This window comes from Microbacterium sp. Root322, from assembly GCF_001425645.1.
Classification (GTDB): Bacteria; Actinomycetota; Actinomycetes; order Actinomycetales; family Microbacteriaceae; genus Microbacterium; species Microbacterium maritypicum.
Genome location: NZ_LMCS01000002.1, coordinates 353,049 through 375,103 on the forward strand (window position 1 = coordinate 353,049; position 22,055 = coordinate 375,103).

At 69.4% G+C, this 22,055-nt stretch carries 18 protein-coding genes; 5 read left to right on the forward strand and 13 right to left on the reverse strand.

Going from position 1 to position 22,055, the window contains the following annotated elements; genetic code table 11:
• Positions 1 to 11 precede the first annotated feature (11 nt).
• On the forward strand, positions 12 to 1,400 hold the full coding sequence (locus ASC55_RS06430) for an aspartate aminotransferase family protein (RefSeq protein ID WP_055873800.1): 1,389 nt from the start codon (positions 12 to 14) through the stop codon (positions 1,398 to 1,400).
• 78 nt (positions 1,401 to 1,478) lie between these two features.
• Here ASC55_RS06430 and ASC55_RS06435 read toward each other — a convergent pair whose 3' ends face one another.
• From ASC55_RS06435 to ASC55_RS06480, 10 genes are all read right to left on the reverse strand, one after another.
• Positions 1,479 to 3,146 carry an amidohydrolase gene (locus tag ASC55_RS06435; RefSeq protein WP_055873809.1) on the reverse strand — a complete coding sequence of 556 codons (1,668 nt, stop codon included), beginning with the start codon at positions 3,144 to 3,146 and terminating at the stop codon, positions 1,479 to 1,481.
• Complete coding sequence (locus ASC55_RS06440) at positions 3,143 to 4,018, reverse strand: ABC transporter permease (RefSeq protein ID WP_200935151.1); 876 nt, start codon at positions 4,016 to 4,018, stop codon at positions 3,143 to 3,145. The genes ASC55_RS06435 and ASC55_RS06440 overlap by 4 nt, the downstream gene beginning before the upstream one ends.
• Positions 4,015 to 4,899 (reverse strand): ABC transporter permease, encoded by an 885-nt coding sequence (locus ASC55_RS06445; protein ID WP_017828881.1) that lies wholly within the window; start codon positions 4,897 to 4,899, stop codon positions 4,015 to 4,017. Before ASC55_RS06445 ends, ASC55_RS06440 begins: the two co-directional genes overlap by 4 nt.
• Positions 4,892 to 6,070: a polyamine ABC transporter substrate-binding protein gene (locus ASC55_RS06450; RefSeq protein ID WP_055865057.1), complete on the reverse strand. Its 1,179-nt coding sequence runs from the start codon at positions 6,068 to 6,070 to the stop codon at positions 4,892 to 4,894. The genes ASC55_RS06445 and ASC55_RS06450 overlap by 8 nt, the downstream gene beginning before the upstream one ends.
• Positions 6,067 to 7,227 (reverse strand): ABC transporter ATP-binding protein, encoded by a 1,161-nt coding sequence (locus tag ASC55_RS06455; protein ID WP_055873811.1) that lies wholly within the window; start codon positions 7,225 to 7,227, stop codon positions 6,067 to 6,069. The genes ASC55_RS06450 and ASC55_RS06455 overlap by 4 nt, the downstream gene beginning before the upstream one ends.
• Before the next feature lie 153 nt (positions 7,228 to 7,380).
• The gene (locus ASC55_RS06460; RefSeq protein ID WP_055865065.1) at positions 7,381 to 8,109 is read right to left on the reverse strand and encodes a FadR/GntR family transcriptional regulator; all 729 of its coding nucleotides are present in this window, start codon (positions 8,107 to 8,109) and stop codon (positions 7,381 to 7,383) included.
• 33 nt (positions 8,110 to 8,142) lie between these two features.
• Positions 8,143 to 8,922, reverse strand: coding sequence for a 3-oxoacyl-ACP reductase (locus ASC55_RS06465; RefSeq protein WP_055865069.1), 780 nt, complete (start codon positions 8,920 to 8,922; stop codon positions 8,143 to 8,145).
• A 39-nt stretch (positions 8,923 to 8,961) separates the two neighbouring features.
• The gene (locus ASC55_RS06470; RefSeq protein WP_055873814.1) at positions 8,962 to 10,323 is read right to left on the reverse strand and encodes an aldehyde dehydrogenase family protein; all 1,362 of its coding nucleotides are present in this window, start codon (positions 10,321 to 10,323) and stop codon (positions 8,962 to 8,964) included.
• Positions 10,320 to 11,072: a gamma-glutamyl-gamma-aminobutyrate hydrolase family protein gene (locus ASC55_RS06475; protein ID WP_031205537.1), complete on the reverse strand. Its 753-nt coding sequence runs from the start codon at positions 11,070 to 11,072 to the stop codon at positions 10,320 to 10,322. Before ASC55_RS06475 ends, ASC55_RS06470 begins: the two co-directional genes overlap by 4 nt.
• Positions 11,053 to 12,459: a glutamine synthetase family protein gene (locus ASC55_RS06480; protein ID WP_055865078.1), complete on the reverse strand. Its 1,407-nt coding sequence runs from the start codon at positions 12,457 to 12,459 to the stop codon at positions 11,053 to 11,055. The genes ASC55_RS06475 and ASC55_RS06480 overlap by 20 nt, the downstream gene beginning before the upstream one ends.
• 105 nt (positions 12,460 to 12,564) lie before the next feature.
• On the opposite strand from ASC55_RS06480, the gene ASC55_RS06485 reads away from it, so the two are divergent.
• Positions 12,565 to 14,115, forward strand: coding sequence for an amino acid permease (locus tag ASC55_RS06485; protein ID WP_055873817.1), 1,551 nt, complete (start codon positions 12,565 to 12,567; stop codon positions 14,113 to 14,115).
• A 62-nt stretch (positions 14,116 to 14,177) separates the two neighbouring features.
• On the opposite strand, the gene ASC55_RS06490 is transcribed toward ASC55_RS06485, so the two are convergent.
• Positions 14,178 to 14,450, reverse strand: a complete 273-nt coding sequence (locus tag ASC55_RS06490) for a metal-sensitive transcriptional regulator (protein ID WP_017828890.1) — start codon at positions 14,448 to 14,450, stop codon at positions 14,178 to 14,180.
• A gap of 104 nt (positions 14,451 to 14,554) precedes the next feature.
• On the opposite strand from ASC55_RS06490, the gene ASC55_RS06495 reads away from it, so the two are divergent.
• Genes ASC55_RS06495 through ASC55_RS06505 form a run of 3 tightly spaced genes read left to right on the forward strand, consistent with a single transcriptional unit; the run spans position 14,555 to position 17,303 of the window.
• A complete protein-coding gene (locus tag ASC55_RS06495) occupies positions 14,555 to 15,832 on the forward strand; it encodes a DUF445 domain-containing protein (RefSeq protein WP_055865084.1) in 1,278 nt (425 codons plus the stop codon).
• Between the two features lie 2 nt (positions 15,833 to 15,834).
• Positions 15,835 to 16,767 (forward strand): agmatinase family protein, encoded by a 933-nt coding sequence (locus ASC55_RS06500; RefSeq protein WP_055873820.1) that lies wholly within the window; start codon positions 15,835 to 15,837, stop codon positions 16,765 to 16,767.
• Positions 16,764 to 17,303 carry a hypothetical protein gene (locus ASC55_RS06505; protein ID WP_017828893.1) on the forward strand — a complete coding sequence of 180 codons (540 nt, stop codon included), beginning with the start codon at positions 16,764 to 16,766 and terminating at the stop codon, positions 17,301 to 17,303. The genes ASC55_RS06500 and ASC55_RS06505 overlap by 4 nt, the downstream gene beginning before the upstream one ends.
• A gap of 55 nt (positions 17,304 to 17,358) precedes the next feature.
• Here the strand turns inward: ASC55_RS06505 and ASC55_RS06510 are convergent, their stop codons facing one another.
• Together ASC55_RS06510 and ASC55_RS17270 are read right to left on the reverse strand one after the other, a co-directional pair.
• Positions 17,359 to 18,756, reverse strand: a complete 1,398-nt coding sequence (locus ASC55_RS06510) for a HupE/UreJ family protein (RefSeq protein WP_055873823.1) — start codon at positions 18,754 to 18,756, stop codon at positions 17,359 to 17,361.
• Positions 18,753 to 21,917 carry a LamG-like jellyroll fold domain-containing protein gene (locus ASC55_RS17270; protein ID WP_162243045.1) on the reverse strand — a complete coding sequence of 1,055 codons (3,165 nt, stop codon included), beginning with the start codon at positions 21,915 to 21,917 and terminating at the stop codon, positions 18,753 to 18,755. The genes ASC55_RS06510 and ASC55_RS17270 overlap by 4 nt, the downstream gene beginning before the upstream one ends.
• Positions 21,918 to 22,055: the final 138 nt, after the last annotated feature.

The following is a 22,055-nucleotide window of genomic DNA, read 5'->3' on the forward strand; positions in this document are numbered from 1 at the left end:
GAGCGACCACGATGACGAACTTCACCGACCGCCACGGCGTCTCGCACCCGCTCCCCGCCCCCGCGGCCGAGGCGCAGGTGCGTGCCGACGACCGCGGCCACGTGTTCCACTCCTGGAGCGCGCAGGGCATGATCGACCCGATGCCCGTCGCGACGGGCGAGGGCTCGACGTTCTGGGACTACCAGGGCAACGCGTACCTCGACTTCTCCAGCCAGCTCGTGAACCTCAACCTCGGGCACCAGCATCCCGACCTGGTCGCCGCGATCCAGCAGCAGGCGGGGCGTCTCGCGACGATCCAGCCCTCGATCGCGAACGACGTGCGCGGGGAGCTCGCGCGCCTGATCGCCGAGGTCGCCCCGGAGGGACTCGAGAAGGTCTTCTTCACGAACGGCGGCGCCGAAGCCAACGAGTACGCAGTGCGCATGGCCCGCCAGTTCACCGGCCGCCGCAAGGTGCTCTCGATGTACCGCAGCTACCACGGCTCCACCTCGACCGCGATCTCGCTCACCGGCGACCCCCGGCGCTGGGCCAACGACACCGTCGATTCCGGGGCCGTGCGCTTCTTCGGGCCCTACCTGTACCGCTCGCCGTTCCACGCCGAGACCCCGGAGCAGGAGTCGGAGCGAGCGCTCGCCCATCTGGAGCAGACGATCCAGCTCGAGGGACCGCAGACGATCGCGGCGATCATCATCGAGACCGTGGTCGGCACGAACGGCGTGCTCGTGCCGCCGCCGGGCTACCTGCAGGGCGTGCGCGCGCTGTGCGACCGCTACGGCATCGTCTACATCGCCGACGAGGTCATGGTCGGCTTCGGTCGCCTGGGCGAGTGGTTCGGCATCGACGCGTTCGACGCGAGCCCTGACCTGATCACGTTCGCGAAGGGTGTGAACTCCGGATACGTGCCCCTCGGCGGCGTGGTGATCTCCGACCGCATCGCGAGCGCCTTCGACACGATGCCGTTCGCCGGCGGACTGACCTATTCCGGTCACCCGCTGGCGTGTGCGGCGGGTGTGGCGACGTTCGAGGTGTTCCGCCGTGACGGCATCCTGGAGCGCGTGCGCGACCTCGGCACGCGAATCGTCGAGCCGACGGTGCGCTCCTGGGCCGAGAAGCACCCGAGCGTCGGCGACGTGCGCGGCCTCGGGCTGTTCTGGGCGGTCGAGCTGGTGCGCGACACGCAGACGCGCGAGCCCCTCGTGCCGTTCAACGCCTCGGGTGCCGACGCCGCCCCGATGGGAGCCTTCGCCGCGGCCGCCAAGAAGGGCGGGGTCTGGCCGTTCACGCACTTCAACCGCATGCACGTGGCGCCGCCGCTGGTGATCAGCGAGGACGACCTGGTGCGCGGACTCGCCGCGCTCGACGACGCGCTCTCCGTGGCCGACGAGGCCGCCGCCGGCTGACACGCGCACACGCACAGACGAAGCCCCGGCGACGCGAGGTCGCAGGGGCTTCGTGTGTGTGCGGGCTCCTCCTGCGGCTCATCCCGCGGAGTCGAACACCCGCTCCCCCTCGACCCAGGTGCCGCGCACCTCGGTCAGACCGATCTCCTCCGCCGGATGCTCGAACGGATCCCGGTCGAGCAGGGCGAGGTCCGCCCGCATGCCCACCGCGATCGTGCCGGTGTCGTCGAGATGGTTCACGCGTGCGGAGCCGGCGGTGTACGCGACGAGCGCGGTGGCGAGGTCGATCGCCTGCTCGGGCAGGAACGCCTCGTAGTCGCCCTCCCACTCGGTCGGCGCGGAGCGGCGGTTGACGGCCACGTGGATAGCGGCGAGCGGGTTGGGCGTGCTCACCGACCAGTCGCTGCCCGCGGCGAGCGCGGCGCCGGAGCGCAGCAGGTCGCCGAACGGATACTGCCAGGTGCTGCGCTGCTCTCCGAGGAACGGGATGGTGAGGTCGACCATCTGCGGCTCGAGCGTCGCCCACAGCATCTGCATGTTGGCGGTGACGTCGAGCGCCCGGAACCGCGGGATGTCGTCGGGGTGCACGACCTGGATGTGGGAGATGTGATGCCTGTTGCCGCGCGGCCCGTTGTGCACGAGCGCGGCCTCGACCGCATCCAGGCACTCCCGCACGGCGCGGTCGCCGATCGCATGGAAGTGCAGCGTGAAGCCCAGGGCATCGAGCCGGGTCGCGGCCTCTTTGAGCAGCTCCGGTTCGACGAACGAGATCCCGGAGTCCTCGCGTGGATGCCCATGGCCGTCGCAGTAGGGCTCGAGCATCGCCGCGGTGAAGTTCTCGGCGACGCCGTCTTGCATGATCTTCACGCTGCGGGCCCGGAAGCGGCCGACCGTGCCGGCGTCGCGACGGGCGACGATGTCGTCGATCTGCTCCAGTCCGCGCGAACGGTCCCACCACAGGGAACCGACGACACGGCCGGTGAGGGCGCCGGAGGCCGCGGCCGTCAGATACGCAGGGAGCGGGTCGCCCGCGTCGCCGTACTCGGTGCCGACGATCGCATCCTGCCAGGCGGTGACACCGTACGAGTGCAGGTGCCGCTGCCCCTGCAGGAGCGCCTCCACGAGTCGCTCCGGCACCTCGACCGGGAGGAGCCGGTTGACCAGACCCATCGCGCCCTCGTGCAGCGTGCCGCTCGGGGCGCCGCCGGCGTCGCGTTCGATCCGACCGTCGGCAGGATCTGCGGTGTCGCGGGTGATGCCGGCGAGCGCCAGTGCCCGGGAATTGACCCAGGCCCCGTGTCCGTCGCGGTTGGGCAGGAACGCGGGGCGATCGGGCAGCACGGAGTCCAGGTCGGCCGCGGTCGGTGTGCCGCCGGGGAACGCCGACATCTGCCAGCCGCCGCCGAGGATCCACTCGTCGTCCGGATGCTCCGCCGCGTACTCCGCGATCCGCGCCAGGTACTCCTCCCGCGTCGCCAGCGCCGACAGGTCGCAGCGCAGCATGTCGAGCCCGCCCCAGACCGGGTGCACGTGCGCGTCCTGGAACCCGGGAACCAGCAGCCCGCCGTCGAGGTCTACGACCTCGGTGTCCGGTCCGATCAGCGCCGAGACGTCGTGCCCCACCGCGCTGATGCGACCGGCGGTGACCGCCACGGCGTGCGCGGTGGAACGCGCGGCATCCGAGAGGAACACCCGTCCTCCCCGCACGCCGCCGGTGAACACCAGATCTGCATACGTCACTGTCATCCCCCGGCCATCGTGCGGGCGATCTCGGTCGCCGAGTCGCCCGCTCTCTTGAGCACCACCGCCACCAGCGCGAGAGCGAACAGCGTGAGCACCAGCATGATCGTCGACACCGCGGCGATCTCAGGACGCAGGCCGCTGCGCAGCGCGCTGAGCACGTACACCGGCCACGGCGTGGTTCCCGAGACCTGCACGAATGCCGACACGACCGTGTTGTCGAGGCTCAGCGTGAACGACAGCAGGAATCCGGCGAGCACCGCGGGCATCGCGAGCGGGAGCGTGACCTTGAAGAAGGTGCGCACGGGCGGAGCGTAGAGGTCGGCCGAGGCCTCTTCCAGGCGGGCGTCGAGTCCCACCAGGCGGGCCCGCACGATGTACGACACGATGGCGATCGAGAACAGCGACTGTCCGACGACGAGCCGCATGGTGCCGTCGTTGAAGATGCCGATGCCCGCGTCCTGTCCGAGGAAGACGAGCCACGGCAGCAGCGCGACGGCATCCACGATCTCGGGGGTGACCGACACGAGCAGCAGGAGTCCGAGGAACCACCACACCCACTTGCCGGGGTTGCGGGCCATCGCGATGCCGGCGAGGGTGCCCAGTGCTGTCGCGAGCAGGGCGGCCAGCAGACCGGTGCGCATCGACACGAGCACGGCGTCGCGGATCGCCGGTTTGTTCACGATCGCGAGGAAGGAGTCGAACCCGAAGTGGTCCCACGACACCAGCAGACGGCCGACGTTGAACGAGTACACGATGATCACGAGGATCGGCAGGAACAGGAACAGGAACACCAGTGCCGCCCAGATCGGGAGCACGAAGCGTCCGGCTCCGCGGCGCGCGCGCGGCGTCGGCGCGGTGGTCTTCGTATCGGTCATGATCCCTCCCCCAGGACGAGGCGGTGGCGTTGTCGGAGCGGCAGCGTCACGAGCCAGAGCAGACCGGCAGCGACCGCGATCGAGATCATGATGACGATGATCAGCAGCACGGCCATCGCCGAGCCCAGCGCCCAGTTCTGGGCGGTCTGGAATTGACTCGCCACCACCTGCCCGATCATGTTGCCCTTCGCTCCTCCGAGCACGGTGGCGGTGATGTAGTCGCCCATCAAGGGGATGTAGACGAGGAGCACACCGGCGATGATGCCGGGCCTGGCCAGCGGCACGGTCACCCGGAGGAAGGTGGTGATGCTGTTCGCACCGAGATCCTTGCTCGCCTCTCGCAGCGGGCCGGACACCCGGTCGAACGCCACGAACAGGGGCAGGATCATCAGCGGCAGATAGTTGTAGACGACGCCGAGCAGCACGGCCCCGCGCGAGTACAGCAGATCGAGCGGGCCGGGGATGACCCCGATGCCCTGCAGCAGCTGGGAGAGCCACCCCTCAGGGGCGAGGATCACCTGCCAGCCGATGGTGCGCACGAGGAAGTTCGTCCAGAACGGCACCATCACCAGCGCGAGCAGCAGCCCGCGCTTCGACGGCGGGGCCTTCACCGCGATCCAGTACGCGACGGGGCCGCCGATCACCAGGCACAGCGCGGTGCCGAGGATGCCGATCCACAGCGTGTTCAGGAAGGTGCTGAAGAACGTCGGAGAGAGCGCCTCGAGGTAGCGATCGAAGGAGAGGTGGTCCAGCGCGTGCGTGGCGAAGATGCTCGGCTTGTAGCCGAAGCTGAACACCACGACCATGAAGATCGGGGCGACGAAGAAGATGAGCAGCCAGGCCCACGCGGGGATGGCGAGACCGAACTTGAGTTTAGGCACCGGCGGCCGCCTTCATCGAGTTCCAGATCGAGACGACGCGGTCCTGCGCATCGGTGAGCTTGCCCTCGTGCATGGTCTCCACCTGCTTCTCGTCGAAGAACACCATGTCGAGTCGTTCGAGACCCGCGGCCTCCGCCTCTTCGCGGATGCCGCTGATCCCGGTGTCGTAGCCGATGTAGTCCACCTGCGCGAGCTGCACATCGGGCTGCAGCACGAAGTCGATGAACGCGTGCGCGGCCTCGGGGTGCGGAGCACCGGCGGCGATCGCCCAGTTGTCCATCCACAGCTCGGTCGCCGGGCTCCCCAGCACCCACTGCCAGCGGTCGGGGTCGTCGGACTCGAAGATGCCGAGCCGCGCGTCTCCGTTGTAGGACTGCAGCAGCGCGTGCGAGGCCTGGGGAATCGAGGAACCGCCGGGATACGAATCGAACGCCGAGACGTGCGGCGCGAGATCCTTCACCAGGAACTTCTCGACGGCGTCGAGGTCGTCGGGATCCGTGGTCGTCCAGTCGATGCCGTTCGCCCAGAAGTAGATGCCCAGCAGCGGCGCCGGGTCGTCGAGCACCGAGGTCGAACCGGAGGCCTCGTTCTGCGCGGCGTCGATGAAGTCGTTCCAGGTCGTGAGCTCTCGCGAGATCACCCTCTTGTCGTAGACGAAGCCCGTGGTCCCCCAGGCCTTGCACACCGAGTACTCGTTGCCGGGGTCCCACGAGCGCCCGCGGAACTCGGGCGCCACGTGCTTCATGTTCGGGAGCAGGTCGAGGTTGAACTTCTGCAGGAGTCCGTTCTCGGCCATCGGCCCGACGAAGACTCCGGTCGGTACGACGATGTCGTATCCCGAGGTGCCGCGCGCCGCGACGAGCTTGGCGATCAGCTCCTCGTTCGAGTTGAAGGCGTCGAGCACGATGCGCGGGCCGTTCTCCGCGGTGAACTGCTCGAGCACCTCCGGGGCGTCGTAGTCGCCCCAGCTGTAGATGGAGAGCTTGTCCTCGAGGGGGCCGCCCTTGGCGTGCACCGCCGCGGCGTTCTGCCCCGGCGCGCATGCGCTGAGCACGACCGCCCCTCCCGCCATGATCGCGGTGGCGAGGAAGCCGCGCCGGGTCAGCTCCGTTCGGATCACCCGCGCAGCGCTCCGATGCGCCAGCACGCGCACCGGGGGCACGCCCGTCACCGGCCGCCGTCCTTGGGCAGGGTGATCACGTGCGTCGCGGTGGTCGGGATGCCCTCGGCGGCGAACAACCGTGCATCCGCCGGGCTCCAGACGCAGCGGACGACGTCGTCGACCCCCACCGACGGGGCGGTCGGTGCGGGCATACGCGAGAGGAATGTGGCGTCCTCACCGATGCGGACGGCGACCTGCAGGGTCTCGCCGAGGTGGGAGACCCCCAGCACACGTCCGGGGACTCCGGCGCCCTCCCCCTGCTCCAGACGGATGTACTCCGGCCGGATCGCGGCGACGGCCGGTTGTCCTGCGGCGACACGCTCGCCACCCCACCGACCGGAGATCGCCCCGATGGCGGTGTCGACCGCGTTCCCGTCTGCGCGCACGGTGCCGTGCACGAAGTTCTGCTGCCCGATGAAGGAGGCGACGTACGCCGAGGCGGGCTCCGCGTAGATGGCGGCCGGTGCGTCGAGCTGCTCGATCCGCCCCGCACGCATCACGGCGATCCGATCGCTCATCGACAGCGCCTCGGCCTGATCGTGCGTGACGAACACGAAGGTCGTGCCGAGCCGTGCCTGCAGCAGCTTCAGCTCGAGCTGCATCTCTTCGCGCAGCTGCCGGTCCAGCGCTGCCAGCGGCTCGTCCAGCAGGAGGACGCTCGGCCTGTTGATGAGCGCCCGCGACAGGGCGATGCGCTGTTGCTGCCCTCCGGAGAGCTGCGTCGGCTTGCGGTCGGCGAACGCCCGCAGCTGCACCATGTCGAGCGCTTCGCTCACGCGCTCGCGCTGCTCGGCTTTCGGCACGCGCCGCTGCTGCAGCCCGTACGCGACGTTCTCGGCGACCGTCAGATGCGGGAAGAGGGCATACGCCTGGAAGACGGTGTTGACCTCGCGCCGATAGGGCGGGAGGTTCAGGACGCTGCGACCGGAGATGAGGATGTCGCCGGCGTCCGGGAACTCGAAGCCCGCGATCATGCGCAGAGTCGTCGTCTTGCCGCAGCCGGAGGGCCCGAGGAGAGAGAGGAACTCCCCCGGCTGCACATCCAGACTCAGGTCGTCGACGGCGGTGGCAGCACCGTAGCGCTTGGTGACGCCGTCGATGCGGACCGCACCGGTGGTGGCGGGTGCGTCGAGTGTCGCCGTCGACGTTCGGGTGGTGTCGGGCATGGAGCCTCCCCATTGAGATTCGCTTGTCGCGAGTCTGTCATAGGAAAGGCGCCAGGTATAGCGAAATCGGAAGTCTCTTGATCCGTTCGCAACTGTATCCGTTGCGAACTCTCAAAAAAGCGACCGATTAGCGCTGATCAGATTTAGCGCTGATCAGATGAGGAAGCCGCGCAGCAGCGCCTCGGAGCCGGCGAGGTGGTCGCGCATCGCCGCCTCTGCCGCATCCGGGCGCCCGGCGAGGATCGCGGTGACGATGCTCTCGTGCTGCTCGCCCGAGTGCTGGATGTTGCGCGGCATCAGCGGGAACGTATCGAGCCACACGTTGACATCGGCTCTGTTCTCGGCGACGAGCGCGACGAGCGACGGGATGCCTGCGGCCTCGGCGATCGCCAGGTGGAGCAGCGTGTCCAGTCGCCGATACTCCTCCGGCCCGGCCGGCAGCGCCGCTTCATGTCGCGCCCACAGGTCGGCGCGGGTCGAGGCGTCGAGCGATCGACTCGCCGCGGCGCGCACGGCCCCGGTCTCGAGCACGCGGCGCAGTCCGAGGACGTCGTCGATCTCCTCGGGCGTCACCGTCCCCGACGTGGTCGGGTGCGGCAACGGGTCGGCGACGAACGTCCCCCCGTACCGCCCGCGCCGCGGCAGCAGGTAGCCGGTGTCCGCCAGTTCGCGGATCGCCTCGCGCACGGTGTCCCGGCTCACCCCGAACGACGCGGCGAGCTCGCGCTCCGGCGGCAGCGACTCCCCCGGAGCGACTACGCCGAGCCGGATCGTCTGCACGAGGCGGGCGACCGTGTCCTCGAGGGCGTTGCCGCGCCGCAGCGGTCGGTAGACCGCTTTGCGAACCTCGACGAGGTCGCCGTCGTGGGGGTGCTCGCTCATGCCTTCACCCTGTCACAGCGAGGTGAGGGTCGCTCACAGCGGGGTGACGTAGGCGTTCGTGATCCCGCCGTCGACGACGAAGGCGCTCGCGGTGATGAACGACGAGTCATCCGAGGCCAGGAAAGCCACGGCCGCCGCGAGTTCCGCAGGCTCGGCGAAGCGGCCCATCGGCACGTGGACGAGGCGGCGCTGCGCGCGTTCCGGGTCCTTGGCGAACAGCTCCTGCAGCAGCGGGGTGTTCACCGGTCCGGGGCACAGCGCGTTGACCCGCACCCCCTGACGCGCGAACTGCACCCCGAGCTCACGGGACATCGCCAGCACGCCGCCCTTCGACGCGGTGTAGCTGATCTGCGAGGTCGCCGATCCGAGCAGCGCGACGAACGACGCGGTGTTGATGATGGAGCCGCGCCCCGCAGGCACCATGTGGCGCAGCGCCGCACGGCTGCACAGGTACACGCTCTTGAGGTTCACGTCCTGCACCCGGTCCCAGGCCGGGAGCTCGGTCGTCTCGATGGAGTCGTCGTCGGCCGGCGAGATGCCCGCGTTGTTGAAGGCGATGTCGATGCGGCCGAACTCCTCGGCGACGCCGTCGAACAGCGCGTCGACCTTGGCCTCGTCGGCGACGTCGACCGGACGGAACGCCCCGCCCACCGCGGCGGCCGCCGCCTCTCCGGTCGTCGGATCGACGTCGGCGATCACGACGAAGGCGCCCTCCGCGGCGAACCGCTGGGCGGTGGCGAACCCGATGCCGCTCGCGCCACCGGTGATGATGGCGACGCGGTCCTTCAGTCGCTGGGTCAGATCGATGCTCATGTGGGTTCTCCGTTCCGGGTGGGTGAGGGGACGACGCGATCAGGCTTCATCGGTCGCGAAGAAGACGTTCTTGGTCTCGGTGAAGTGCTCGGCGGCGTCGGGGCCGAGCTCGCGCCCCAGGCCCGACGCCTTCATGCCGCCGAACGGCGTGGAGTACCGCACCGAGGAGTGGGAGTTCACCGACAGCACGCCGCTGCGCACACCCCGTGCCACGCGCACACCGCGCCCCAGGCTCTCGGTCCACACGGAGCCGGCGAGCCCGTAGGCGGTGTCGTTGGCCAGACGGATGGCGTCGGCCTCATCCTCGAACGGCATCACCGCGACGACGGGCCCGAACACCTCCTGCTGGGCGATGCGGTCGGCGGGGTCGGCGAGCACGACGGCCGGAGCGAACCAGAACCCGTCCCCGCCCGGCGCGCTTCCCCGGAACGCGATGTCGGCGCCGTCGAGGAAAGAGGCGACGGTGTCGCGGTGCCCTGCCGAGATGAGCGGCCCCATGTCGGTGTCCTCGCGTGCGGGGTCGCCCACGCGCCAGGCGGCCACGGCCGGTTCGAGCAGTTCGAGGAAGCGGTCGTACACCGAGCGCTGCACGAGCAGGCGACTGCGAGCGCAGCAGTCCTGGCCTGCGTTGTCGAACACCGAACCGGGCACCCGCGCCGCCGCGCGTTCGAGGTCGGCATCGGCGAAGACGATGTTCGCGCTCTTGCCGCCGAGTTCGAGAGTGACCGGCTTGAGCGCTCTCGCGCAGCCGGCCGCGACCTCGATGCCGACCTCGGTCGAGCCGGTGAAGACCACCTTGCGCACGTCGGGGTGCTCGACCAGACGCTGACCGACGACCGAGCCCGAGCCCGTGACGACCTCGAACAGCCCTTCCGGGAGTCCGGCCTCGAGCGCGAGCTCACCGAGGCGGATCGCGGTGAGCGGGGTCAGCTCGGCGGGCTTCAGCACCACGGCGTTGCCCGCGGCGAGCGCCGGCGCGAACGCCCAGGAGGCGATCGTCATGGGGAAGTTCCAGGGCACGATGACGCCGACGACGCCGTAGGGGTCGTGGAAGGTGACATCGAGCCCGCCGGCCACCGGGATCTGTCGTCCGGACAGCCGCTCCGGGTCGGCGGAATAGTAGTTGAGCACCTGGGCGACGTGCCCGGCCTCCCACCGTGCGGAGCCGATCGGATGCCCGGAGTTGAGCACCTCCAGCTGGGCGAGTTCCTCGACCGCGCCCTCGACCGCACGAGCGAACGCCCGAAGCGCGTCGGCTCTGGCGATCGGAGCCAGTGCCGCCCACCGTCGCTGAGCGGAGACCGCACGGGCGATCGCCGCATCGGTCTCTCCGACATCCGCGCGCGCGACGTCGCGGATCGCGGCTCCGGTCGACGGGTTGATGACTGTGAACGCACTCATCGGGCGTCCTCCTTCCGCTGCGCGGCGAACGCACGAGCCTGTGAGACGAGATCTGTGAAGAGACGCCGGTCTTCGGCGTTCTCCTCCGGATGCCATTGGATGCCGACGATGCGGCCGGCCGAGGTGTCGACGAACGCCTGCACGAGTCCATCGTCGGAGCGGGCGGCCGCGACCAGCCCCTCCCCGAGTCGATCGATGCCCTGATGGTGGTAGCTGTGCACCCGCACATCTCCCGCGCCGAGCACCTCGGCGAGGGCGGTGTCGTCCGAGACCTCGATGTCGTTCTCGGCGAACACCCCTCCGCCGAGGCGGTACCGTTCGGTGCCGAGCGACTCGGGGAGATGCTGCTGGAGAGTGCCGCCGCGCGCCACGTTGACCAGCTGCAGCCCCCGGCAGATCGCGAGCACCGGGATGCGCCGCCGCTCCGCCGCCCGGAACAGCGCCAGCTCCCACGCGTCACGGTCGACACGGGCGGGATCGGTCAGCGGATGCCGCTGCGCACCGTAGAGCTCGGGCGCGACATCGGCCCCGCCGGAGAGGATCAGCCCGTCCATCCCGGCGATCGCCGCATCCGCCGATTCCGGGTCCTGCGGGGGCAGCAGCAGCGCGATGCCGCCGGACGCCGTCACACCATTCAGGTACTGCTCTGGCAGGAATGCCGCCCGCACATCCCACACCCCCTGCTGCGCCCGCTCCAGGTAGGTCGTGACCCCGATCAGGGGCGCCGGGTCAGAGCCGCTCGAAACCACGGACGCGCTCCCAGTCGGTCACGGCGGCATCGTAGGCTTCCAACTCGATGCGCGCCTGGTTCAGATAGTGGTCGACGACGTCGTCGCCGAAGGCCTCCCTGGCGATGGTCGACGCGCTGAACAGCTGTGCGGCCTCGCGCAAAGTCGTCGGCAGGTGGTCGACGCCCGCCTCGTAGGCGTTGCCCTCGAACCGCTCGGGCAGGGCTAGCTCGTTCTCGATGCCGTACAGGCCACCGGCGATGATCGCCGAGATGCCCATGTAGGGGTTCACGTCGCCGCCGGGCACCCGGTTCTCGACCCGCAGCCCCGATCCGCTGCCGATCACGCGCAGCGCACAGGTGCGGTTGTCGATGCCCCAGGCCACGCCGGTCGGCGCGAAGCTGCCCTTCGCGAAACGCTTGTACGAGTTGATGTTGGGCGCATACAGCAGCGTGAACTCGCGCAGGGTGGCGAGGATGCCGGCGATCCAGTGCTCCATGACGGGGCTGAAGCCGTGCGCACCGTCGCCGGCCATCACCGGCGTCCCGTCGTCGGCGCGCAGGGAGAGGTGGATGTGACAGCTGTTGCCCTCGCGCTCGTTGAACTTCGCCATGAACGTGAGCGACTGCCCGTGCTGGGCGGCGATCTCCTTCGCGCCGTTCTTGTAGATCACGTGCTGGTCGGCCGTCTCGCGCACCTCGGCGTAGCGGAACGCGATCTCCTGCTGTCCGAGGTTGCACTCGCCCTTCACGCCTTCGCAGTACAGACCCGCTCCGTCCATGCCGAGGCGGATGTCGCGCAGCAGCGGTTCCATGCGGGTCGAGGCCTGCAGGTTGTAGTCGACGTTGTAGTCGGTGGCCGGTGTCAGCCCCTCGTACTTGCGCGCCCAGGCGTCGCGGTAGGTGTTCTCGAACACGATGAACTCGAGCTCGGTGCCGGAGAAGGCCGTCCATCCGCGCTCTGCGAGTCGGTCGCGCTGCCGGTCGAGGATCGCGCGCGGCGAGGGGCCGACGGGCTCGCCGTTCTGCCAGACCAGGTCGGCCATGATCAGCACGCTGCCCTCGAGCCACGGCATCCGCCGCAGGGTCGCGACATCAGGGCGCAGCACCATGTCGCCGTAGCCGCGGTTCCAGCCCGACATCGCGTAGCCGTCGACCGTGTTCATGTCGACGTCGACGGACAGCAGGTAGTCGCAGGCCTCGGCGCCGTGATGAAGGATGTCCTCCTGGAACAGCCGCGCGGAGACCCGCTTTCCGACCAGCCGACCCTGCGCATCGGCGAAGGCCACGATCACCGTGTCGATCTCACCGGCGGCGATGCCGGCATCCAGCTGCTCGATGCTGAGGTTTCCCGACATCTTCTCGCTCCCGTCGTCGTGGTGAAGCGATCGACCGACCGGCTTCGCCATCAGAGTAGATCACTGTCGCGTTTAAAGGTAGACGAAACCACCATTGACTGCCACAATCATCCGCAAGGTGCACCCGGCGCCTGTGTGCATGCGAACGGAGAGCGGATGTCTGAGCAGAGCAATGAATCCCGCAAGGTCGCTGGGGCGACCTATACACGTGCCGGGAGCGAGTACTTCGAGAAACGGACGCTGAAGAGATCCGCCGGCGTCTGGGGCCTGTGGGGCCTCGCAGTCGCTGCCGTCATCTCCGGCGACTTCTCCGGCTGGAACTTCGGCATCGACTTCGCAGGCTTCGGCGGGATGCTGATCGCCTTCGCGATCCTCGTGCTCATGTACTACGGCATGATCTTCGCGATCGGCGAGATGGCCGCGATGATGCCGCACACCGGTGGCGCGTACTCCTTCGCACGATCGGCGATGGGACCGTGGGGCGGCCTGGTGACCGGGGCCGCCGAGACGATCGAGTACGTCGCCACGACGGCGGTGATCGTCTACTTCTCGGCGTCGTATGCGAACGGGATCACCAGTGAGCTGCTCGGCCTCGAGCTGCCGGGGTGGGCCTGGTACCTCATCCTCTACATCGTCTTCATCGCTTTGAACTCCGCGGGTGCGGCGATCTCCTTCCGCTTCGCGATCGTCGTCTCGATCATCTCGATCGGCATCATCCTGGTGTTCTCCGCGATGGCGATCTTCTCCGGCGCCTTCAGCTGGGACGCACTGTGGGACATCGCCCCCGACTCCGGCCAGACGGAGTTCCTGCCGCACGGCGTGCTGCCGATCCTGTTCGCTCTCCCGTTCGCGATGTGGTTCTTCCTCGGCATCGAAGAGCTGCCGCTGGCCGCCGAGGAATCGCACAACCCGACGCGCGACATCCCGAAGGCCGGATTCTGGGCTCGCGGCACGCTCATCGTCACGGGTCTGCTCGTGCTGTTCCTGAACACCGGCGTGATCGGCGCCGAGGCCACCCGCACTGCGGGCGAGCCGCTGCTCGACGGCTTCCGTGCGATCGTCGGCGATCAGCTCGCCGCCGTGCTCGCCCTCTTCGCCCTCATCGGACTGCTCGCCTCGCTGCAGGGGATCATGTTCGCCTACGGCCGCAACATGTACTCGCTGTCACGCGCCGGCTACTACCCGCGCTTCCTGTCACTGACCGGCAAGCGCCAGACCCCGTGGGTCGCCCTCGTCGTGGGTGCGGCGATCGGCTTCGTCGCCCTCATCGTGCTCGACGTCCTCGCAGCCGTCGACGCCGAGGGTGCGGGTTCCGTCGCCGGTGCGATCGTGCTGAACATCGCCGTGTGGGGAGCCGTGCTGGCCTACGGCCTCCAGCTGGTCTCGTTCATGATCCTGCGCAAGAAGTACCCGAACGTCGACCGTCCGTACCGCAGCCCGTGGGGCATCCCCGGTGCCGCGGTCGCGCTGGTGATCGCCGCGCTGATCTTCGTCGGGTTCCTGCTCAACCCGACGTTCGGCCCGGCGATCGTCGCGATCGCGATCGTCTACGTCGTGATCCTGCTCGGGTTCGGACTCTTCTTCCGCCACCGCCTGGTGCTCTCCCCCGAGGAGGAGTACGCGATCTCGGGCGGCACCCACGGCGACCCGCAGGCCGAGGGCTACGACGCCATGGAGGGCGAGGTCTTCGACGACAGCGGCAGGTGAATCACCGCGCAGCGCCTCGACGACTCCGTCGGGGCGCTGTGTCGTGCCCGGCTCGGAACGCCCTACTTGCGGTCGAAGTCGAAGGCCTTGAGGAGTTCGACGACGGCCTTGTCGCGCTCCTCGCCGCCCTCGTCGAACATGTGGGTGACGTGTGTGCGGAGGTGGTTCTCCAGCAGCAGACGGTTCAACGACTCCAGCGAGCGCTGGATGGCGCGGGACTGCGTGATGATGTCCATGCAGTACTCCTCGTTCTCGATCATCCGCGCGACGCCGCGCATCTGGCCCTCGAGGATGCTGGTGCGGTGCAGAGCACGCTTCTTGATGTCTTCGATCACCCCTTGAGGGTACTCGTCCGTCGAGGCGGACGGCTGTCTGAGCACCGAGACACCGCACCTGCGCCGTCGGCACCGCGACGACGACGGCGTGAAAGGATGACGTCATGCCGCGAACACCGATGGCGATGCTGTCCCCCTCCGACCAGGAGCGCCTGCGCGCGCTCCGAAGAATGAAGGCCGTCGCCCTCGGAGCTCTGGTGTTCATGGCCGTCGTCTTCGTGTTCGCCTTCGCGTTCCAGCAGCGGTTCGAGGGGCTCGCCTATGTGCGCGCTGCGGCCGAGGGCGGCATGGTGGGTGCGCTCGCGGACTGGTTCGCCGTCACCGCACTGTTCCGCCGTCCGCTCGGCCTCCCGATCCCGCACACCGCGATCATCCCCAACCGCAAGGACGAGATCGGCCGCACGCTCGGCGAGTTCGTGGAGACGAACTTCCTCGCCGCCGACGTGGTGCGCACCAAGTTGTCGAGCACGCGGATCGCGCTGCGCGCGGGCGAATGGCTGCGCGAGGCCCCGCACGCCGAGCGAGTGGGCGCCGAGGGCGCGACCATCGCCACGGCCGTGCTCAACGCGCTGAGCGATGATGATGTGCGAGACCTCATCACCGACCTCGCCCGTGAGCACCTGGTCGACCCCGAGTGGGGTCCGCCCGCGGGAGCCTGGCTCGAGAAGATCGTCGAGGCCGACGCCCATCACGGCGCCGTCGACCTGGCCGCCGACAGCATCGCGCGCTGGCTCGACGCGAATGCCGAATCGTTCAGCGGACTCGTCTCCCGTCGCCTGCCAGGGTGGGTGCCGAAGCTGGCTCATCGCTTCGTCGACGACACGGTCTACCACGAGGCCGTCAAGTTCGTGCATGCCGTGCAGGCCGACCCGCATCACCCGGCCCGCATCGCCGTCGACGGGTATCTGGCGCGTCTGGCGGACAGTCTGCAGAACGACCCGGCGACCCGCGCGAAGCTCGAGAACGCCAAGGCCTCGCTCTTCGACAGCCCGCGTGTGGGCGCCCTGGCCGCCGAGGCGTGGAACACCGCGAAGAACGGTCTGCTCACCGCCCTCGCCGATCCGGAGAGCGGTCTGCGCCGCCGCGCGGTGCAGGCCCTGCAGGAGGTCGGAGAACGCCTCACGACCGACACCGCACTGCAGCACCGCGTCGACACCTGGGTGTCAGATGCGGCCGTGTTCCTCGTCGACCGCTACCGGCACGACATCGCCTCGATCATCACCGACACCGTCGAGCGCTGGGACCCCGCCGAGACGACCGAGAAGATCGAGCTCATGGTCGGCCGCGACCTGCAGTACATCCGACTGAACGGCACGTTCGTCGGTGCGCTGGCAGGTCTCGTCATCTTCTCCATCGCCCACGCCCTGATCCCCGGAGTCTGATCATGAGCCCCCACACCGCACAGCTCAGCAACGACCCGCTCTGGCCGCGTGCCGGATCCTGGCCCGCATTCGACGGCACCGCCGACGCCGTCGTGCTCGGAGTGCCGACCTGGCGCACCTCGCTGTCACCGACGGGAGCGCACGCGACGCCGGCCGCGATCCGCGAGGCCCTCCCCCGCTACGGGACGACGCTGATGGGTCCGCCCGCGATCGAGCTCGACGAGGTGCTGCGCATCGCCGACGCCGGTGATGTCGCCGACCCCGACGGTTCCGCCGGCGAGGCGCGGGTCATCTCCCGCGTGCGCGAACTCGCCGCGGCCTCGAAGCTCGTCATCGCGCTCGGCGGCGACAACTCGCTCACCTATCCGACGGCGCTCGGGGCCGAGGCCACCGGACTGATCACGTTCGACGCGCACTTCGACCTGCGCGACGGCGTCTCCAACGGCACGCCGGTGCGACGCCTCGTGGAAGACATCCCCGCCGCATCGCCGGTCGACACCGCCCGGATCGACCCGACCCGGATCGTGCAGATCGGCATCGCCGACTTCGCGAACTCCGCCGCCTACGCCCGGCGCGCAGCCGACTGGGGCATCCGCGTGATCACCCTCGACGAGCTCCGCCGCCGCGGCATCGACGACGTGATCGCTGAGGCCCTGGACGTCGCAGGAGCAGGAGCCGATCCGCGGATCCACCTCGACATCGACGTCGACGTGTGCGACCGCTCGGTGGCGCCCGGCTGCCCCGCGAGCGTTCCCGGCGGACTGCAGGCCTGGGAGCTTCGGGCGCTCACGCGTGCCGTGGCCTCGGACTCCCGTGTGGTGAGTGCCGACCTCGCAGAGGTCGATGCGACCGCCGACGCCGACGATGCCCGCACCGTGCGCCTGGCGGCGCTGTGCGTGTTGGAGCTGCTCGCCGGCCTCGCCGCACGCGGATGAGGATCGTCGTCTCGGGAACGCATGCCAGCGGCAAGAGCACGCTGATCTCGGACTTCCACGCCATCCGACCCGAGTTCCGCGTCCTCACCGACCCCTTCGACGACCTCGACCTCGACGACCCGACCGGCGAGCGGAGTTTCGCCCGGCAGCTGCGCGTCACCGCCTCACGGGTGCAGGAATCGGCCAGCTGGTCTTCGGTCATCAGCGAACGAGGACCGCTCGACTTCCTCGCCTATCTCACTGCGCTGGAGCGGCTCGGGCGCAGCGACGGCGACCTCCTCCCGCGCGCGACCGCTCTCGTGGAGGCATCGATGTCCGACATCGATCTCCTCGCGATCGTGCCGCTGGAGGCTGCCAGGATCATCCACGTGCCCGATGACGAAGACCCGGCATTGCGCCTCGCGATGGACGAAGCATTGCCCGAGCTCGTCGACGATCTCGATCGCGACGGCCTTCTCCCCCGCACGATCACGATCACCGGCAGCCCTGAAGCACGACTTCGGCTGCTCCTCGAGGCCAGCGCACCCTCGTCGTGAACGAACTCCTCGGGGCCGGTGTACCCGCCTCCGCCACGGAGGCGGGTGCACCGGTTCAGGCTCCGGCGATCAGCCTCTCGATGAACCAGAACAGCCCGACGGCAGCGACGACCGCGGCGATCCAGAATCCCGCCGAGGGCAGCCGCCGCCGCAGCAGCACGAACAGCGGGAACACCACCGCGATCACCAGAAGCTGCGCCAGCTCGATGCCCACGTTGAAGACGAGGAGCGCCCCGAGCAGATCCCACGAGAACGGCTCGTCGATTCCCAGCGCTCCGGCGAAGCCCACGCCGTGCATCAGCCCGAAGGCGAAGACCACGCCGATACGCAGCAGATCCCCTCGGGTGAAGCCGTCGACCACCGGTGCGGATGCCGACGCCGCGAGGATCCGCTCACGCACAGCGACAGCGTTCCCGCCGCCTCCGACGAGCGGCTGCTCGTCGAGCGGACCCTGGGCCTTCCCGGACAAGGGCCGAAGCGTCCCCTCCGCCCCCATCGCATCCGTCCGCCTGGCACGCCGAAACCGTCGCATCTCCCAGAGCGCGACGACGGCGATCGACAGGGCGATGGCCGGCTCCACGATCCACGCGGGAATGCTCACCACCCCGAGGGCGGCGAGGATGAAGGTCGCCGAGTGCGCGACCGTGAACGCCGTCGCCGCCAGCACGATGTCCCTGAGCCGGCGAGATCCGATGATCAGCGCCAGCAGGAACAGCAGGTGGTCGGGGCCGAGCAGCAGATGCTCTGCCCCCAGCACGAGGAACTCACCCATCCGAGAGCCCCAGTCGGTCGTGGTGACCATCGAGGGGTTCGTGTCGGTGTCGAGACTGGCCACACCCGCACCCGAACGCACGTCGTAGTCGACGATCGTCGTCGTCATGCCCCCGGGAGCCGTTCCGGGGAAGAGCTCGGTCGTGATCCGATACGGCACGGGCATCGCCTCGACCTGCGCCGTGCAGTCGGCTTCGATCACCAGGCGCGCATGCGGCACGCCGTCCCGGATGACGATCTCGTAGGGCGCCACCACGGCGTTGGGGCACGCCTGCGACGGCTCCCCGTCCTGGGCCACGCTCACCGAGAACCGAGGCAGCACGTATCCCTCGACGGAGTCGGCGTGATCGTCGAGCACCGCGGGCGTGAGCTTCTCCGGATCCCGGCCGCTCGCCTGCACGTCGGCGTAGGCCTCCTGCTCGAAGGCCGTGTCGCCCATCGCCCGCGCTCCGTCGGTGGCGAGCAGGACGTACTCGATGTCGAGCACGGTGCGCACGACGCCGCGCTCGGGTTCGGACACATCGGCGAAGACCGTCGCCGCATAGCTGTGCGCCGCGGCCGGGGCCGCCGTCAGCATCACGCTGACGGCGACCCCGGTGAGGGCGACGACTCCGGCGACCAGGGTGCGGATCGCCGGTCGGGGGCGCTGGCGCGCACCCGGATGCCGACGCCCCGTCCTCATTCCTGTCCCTCCGGGCGGCGCAGCATCCGCCGGCGGAGCAGAACGCCGCCTCCGGCGAGCAGCAGCAGTCCGGCGAAGGCGAGCATCGTCGGGGCCGGGCCACCGGTCGCCGCCAGCGGATCGGACTGTCCACCGGCGGAACCGCCGCCCTGGTTCGCGCCGCCTCCGGTGTTACCGCCACCGGGGTTACCGCCGGGGGTGCCACCGGGGTTACCACCAGGGTTGCCGCCGGGGGTGCCGCCGTCGGAGCCGGCCGTCGAGGTCACGGTGAACGTGACCTGGTTCTGCCGGGCGGCCGCGTCGGTCGCGATGTACTTCAGGGTGTAGGTGCCGGTCGCGGTCGGGGTGAACGTGTATCCGTCTCCGGCAGCCGCGGCGAGTGCCCGCAGGCCGGACGCCGGGTCGTCGACGGGCACCGGGGCACCCGACGGGTCGGTCACCTCGAGCATCGTGCTCACGCGCCCCGAGTTGTCCACGGCCTCGGCACGCGGGGCGGTGTAGGCGGTTCCGACTGTGGCCTCACCCGCGGGTTCCGGGGCGACGCGCACGAGCGGCGGCATGGTGTCGAGTGCGGTGAGCTCCCGCGTCGCCACCCGGTACACGTCCTTGTCGGAGAGCGGAGCGCTGTAGACCTCGACTCCGGCGATCCGCCCGTCCATGGTGGCGTCGTCGAGCGCGCCCGACGTGTTCGCGTCGCCGCCGATCACCATGTAGCGCGCATCGGCCGCGCTGGGCTTGACGGAGAACGACACTCCTTCGGACTCGGCCTTTCGGACGCCGTCGACGTACAGCCGTGCATCCTGACCGTCGTACCAGGCGGTCACGTGGTACCACTGGCCGTACTTCAGGCTGACCGCCGGACGAGGCGAGGCGTACCAGAACTGCAGCTCGTACGTCGTCGCGCTGGTGCCGACGGCCTCGAGACCGATGCCGCCGCTCTGCATGCCGCCGAACACGTCGACGTATCCGCCGGCGATCGCGTCGAGACGGAAGGTCGCATCGAGCGTGAAGCCGTCCTGCAGCGCTGCATACTCCGCGTCCGTCCACTTCGGAGTGCGGATGCCGGTGGCAGCCCCCTCCGCGCCGATCACGACATCGGATCCCACGGCGGGATCGTTCTCGATCCGGGCATCGGCGCCTGCGGTGAGCGGACGCGCGGCCGGAGAGGAGTCGCTCGCCGTGCCGCCCGCGAAGCCGACATCCAGGAGATCAGCCGTGGGCAGGGCGGCGCGGAGGTCGTCGAAGGTCAGGCTGCTGGGGTCGAAGGGCCCCTCACCGCCGCTGCCCTCGGTGCTCGTGAACCGGGCCGTCAACGCCGATCCCTCCTTGCCCCAGGCGTTGATGGGGGTGACCCGCACCTCGTACTCCTTTCCGGGGAGCAGGTTCCACACCTCGTGCCTGCGGTCGGCGGGCATCGGCAGGTTGTAGAAGCCCGACCACTGCAGGAAGGAGTTGACCTCCTCGCCGGTGGCCACGTCGACCGTCGAGTAGCGGTACTTGTGCACGATGTCGCCGACGGAGTTCGGCGCGGGGACGGCCTGCGGGAACGAGACCATCGCCTTCGCGCTCGCGATGTCGCCCACGGTCACGGCCGCACCCTCCGGCCAGACCGGTCCTGCGGACTGGCTCGCACGGTAGGTGTCGTTGAACGGGAACCGCTCGTCGTAGCTCTTGGTCTCATCCACGGAGTCGGCCACGTCCCAGGTCCACGTCTGGTCGATCCACTGATCGGCGAGCAGGTCGTAGTTCTTGATGGTGACGGTGGAGCCGGTGATCTCGACGATGGCCGTCTGGCGGTTGTTGCCCGCGTCATCCGGCGTGGTGTCGTTGCCGCGGCTGGTCGGGCTCGAGTTCACGACGCCGGACTCGAACTCGTAGTACGCCAGCGGCGGCGCGTTCACGGTGGTGAATCCCTGAGTGGACCGCTCGCCGCTCCGGTTCTCCTGGCCCTGCCAGATCGAGGTCGGGATGTTCTGCGGCGTGTGGATGTGACCACCCCAGACGACAGCCTGCGGGAAGTCGTCGAACACGGACTGGAAGCCGTCGCCGCAGCCGCTGGAGAGACCGGTGCCGTACCACTCGTTCGAGACGTAGTGGGTGCACTGGAGCGGGTGGTGCACCAGCACCATTACGGGCTTGTTCGGGTCCTCGGCCGTGGCGGCCGCCAGCCTCTGCTGCAGCCAGGACTGGGCATAGGCGTAGTTGCCGCCGCTCGCTCCCGAGGGCTTGCCCGTGTCGGGGTCGATGGTGCCGCTGCCCGGCGACACCGTGATGACGTGGTAGCCGTTCACGGTGTAGTCGGCGTTCGGCTTCTGACCGCCCGTCGCCTGCGTGAACAGGTCGTACGACGAGATGCCCGAAACATCGTGGTTTCCGAGCGACGCGATCGCCGGGATGCCGAGGCCAGCCTTCGAATCCATCGTCTGCTTGAGCCCGGCGAATTCGCCCGGCGTCGCACTGTTGGTGAGGTCGCCGACGAACAGGGCGGTCTGCACGTTCTCCTGCGCCCAGAAGTCGTAGGCCTCGGCGAGCTCGTCCCAATTGACGTGGATGTCACCGATCGCCGCGAAGCGCACGTCCGGTCCTCCGACCTCGACCGCCGGCGCCGCTGCGACGCTCGGAGCCGCGGCCACGGCCGCATCCGGCGCACCGGTCACGGTGATCGTGCGGGTCTCCTCGCTCACACCGCCCGCGGCATCGCTGATCGAGTAGGCGACGACGTACTCGCCGGGGATGGTCGGGGTGAATCGATACCCGCCGGACTCTTCCGGCATCACCATCGTGACGACACCGGAAGGGTCTTTCACCGTGACGACGAGCTCGCTCGCGGAGCCGTCGACGTCGACCGCCGCGGCCGGCGGGAGCACGATCGCGCGCCCGACCTGACCGCTCGTCGGCGCCTCGCCGTCGAGACGGATGATGGTGCCGCCGGTCTCGGTGGAGGCAGGAGCCTCCTCGCCGTCGGACACGGCGAGAGCCGACCGGTCGGAGGCAGCGACACCCGGTGCAGTGAAGTTGGGGGCGGCGAAGGCCGGTGCCGCCGTCAGCGCAGGCACTGCGATGCAGGCGGCGACGGCGACCAGCGATGCGGGGCGCAGGAGCCGGGTGAATCCACGGCGGGAGAGGGTCGGATCGGGGGCGGGCGGTTTACGACGAGACACGGAGCATCCTCTGTGAGAAGAGAAGAAATCGGACCCACCCAATCGACCGCCGCGAGATGTCCGGTGGGTGAACTCCGACCGACCTGCGCGTGTCATCGTGCGCCCGCACGAGAATCCCGGCGACCCGGTGCGCACAGC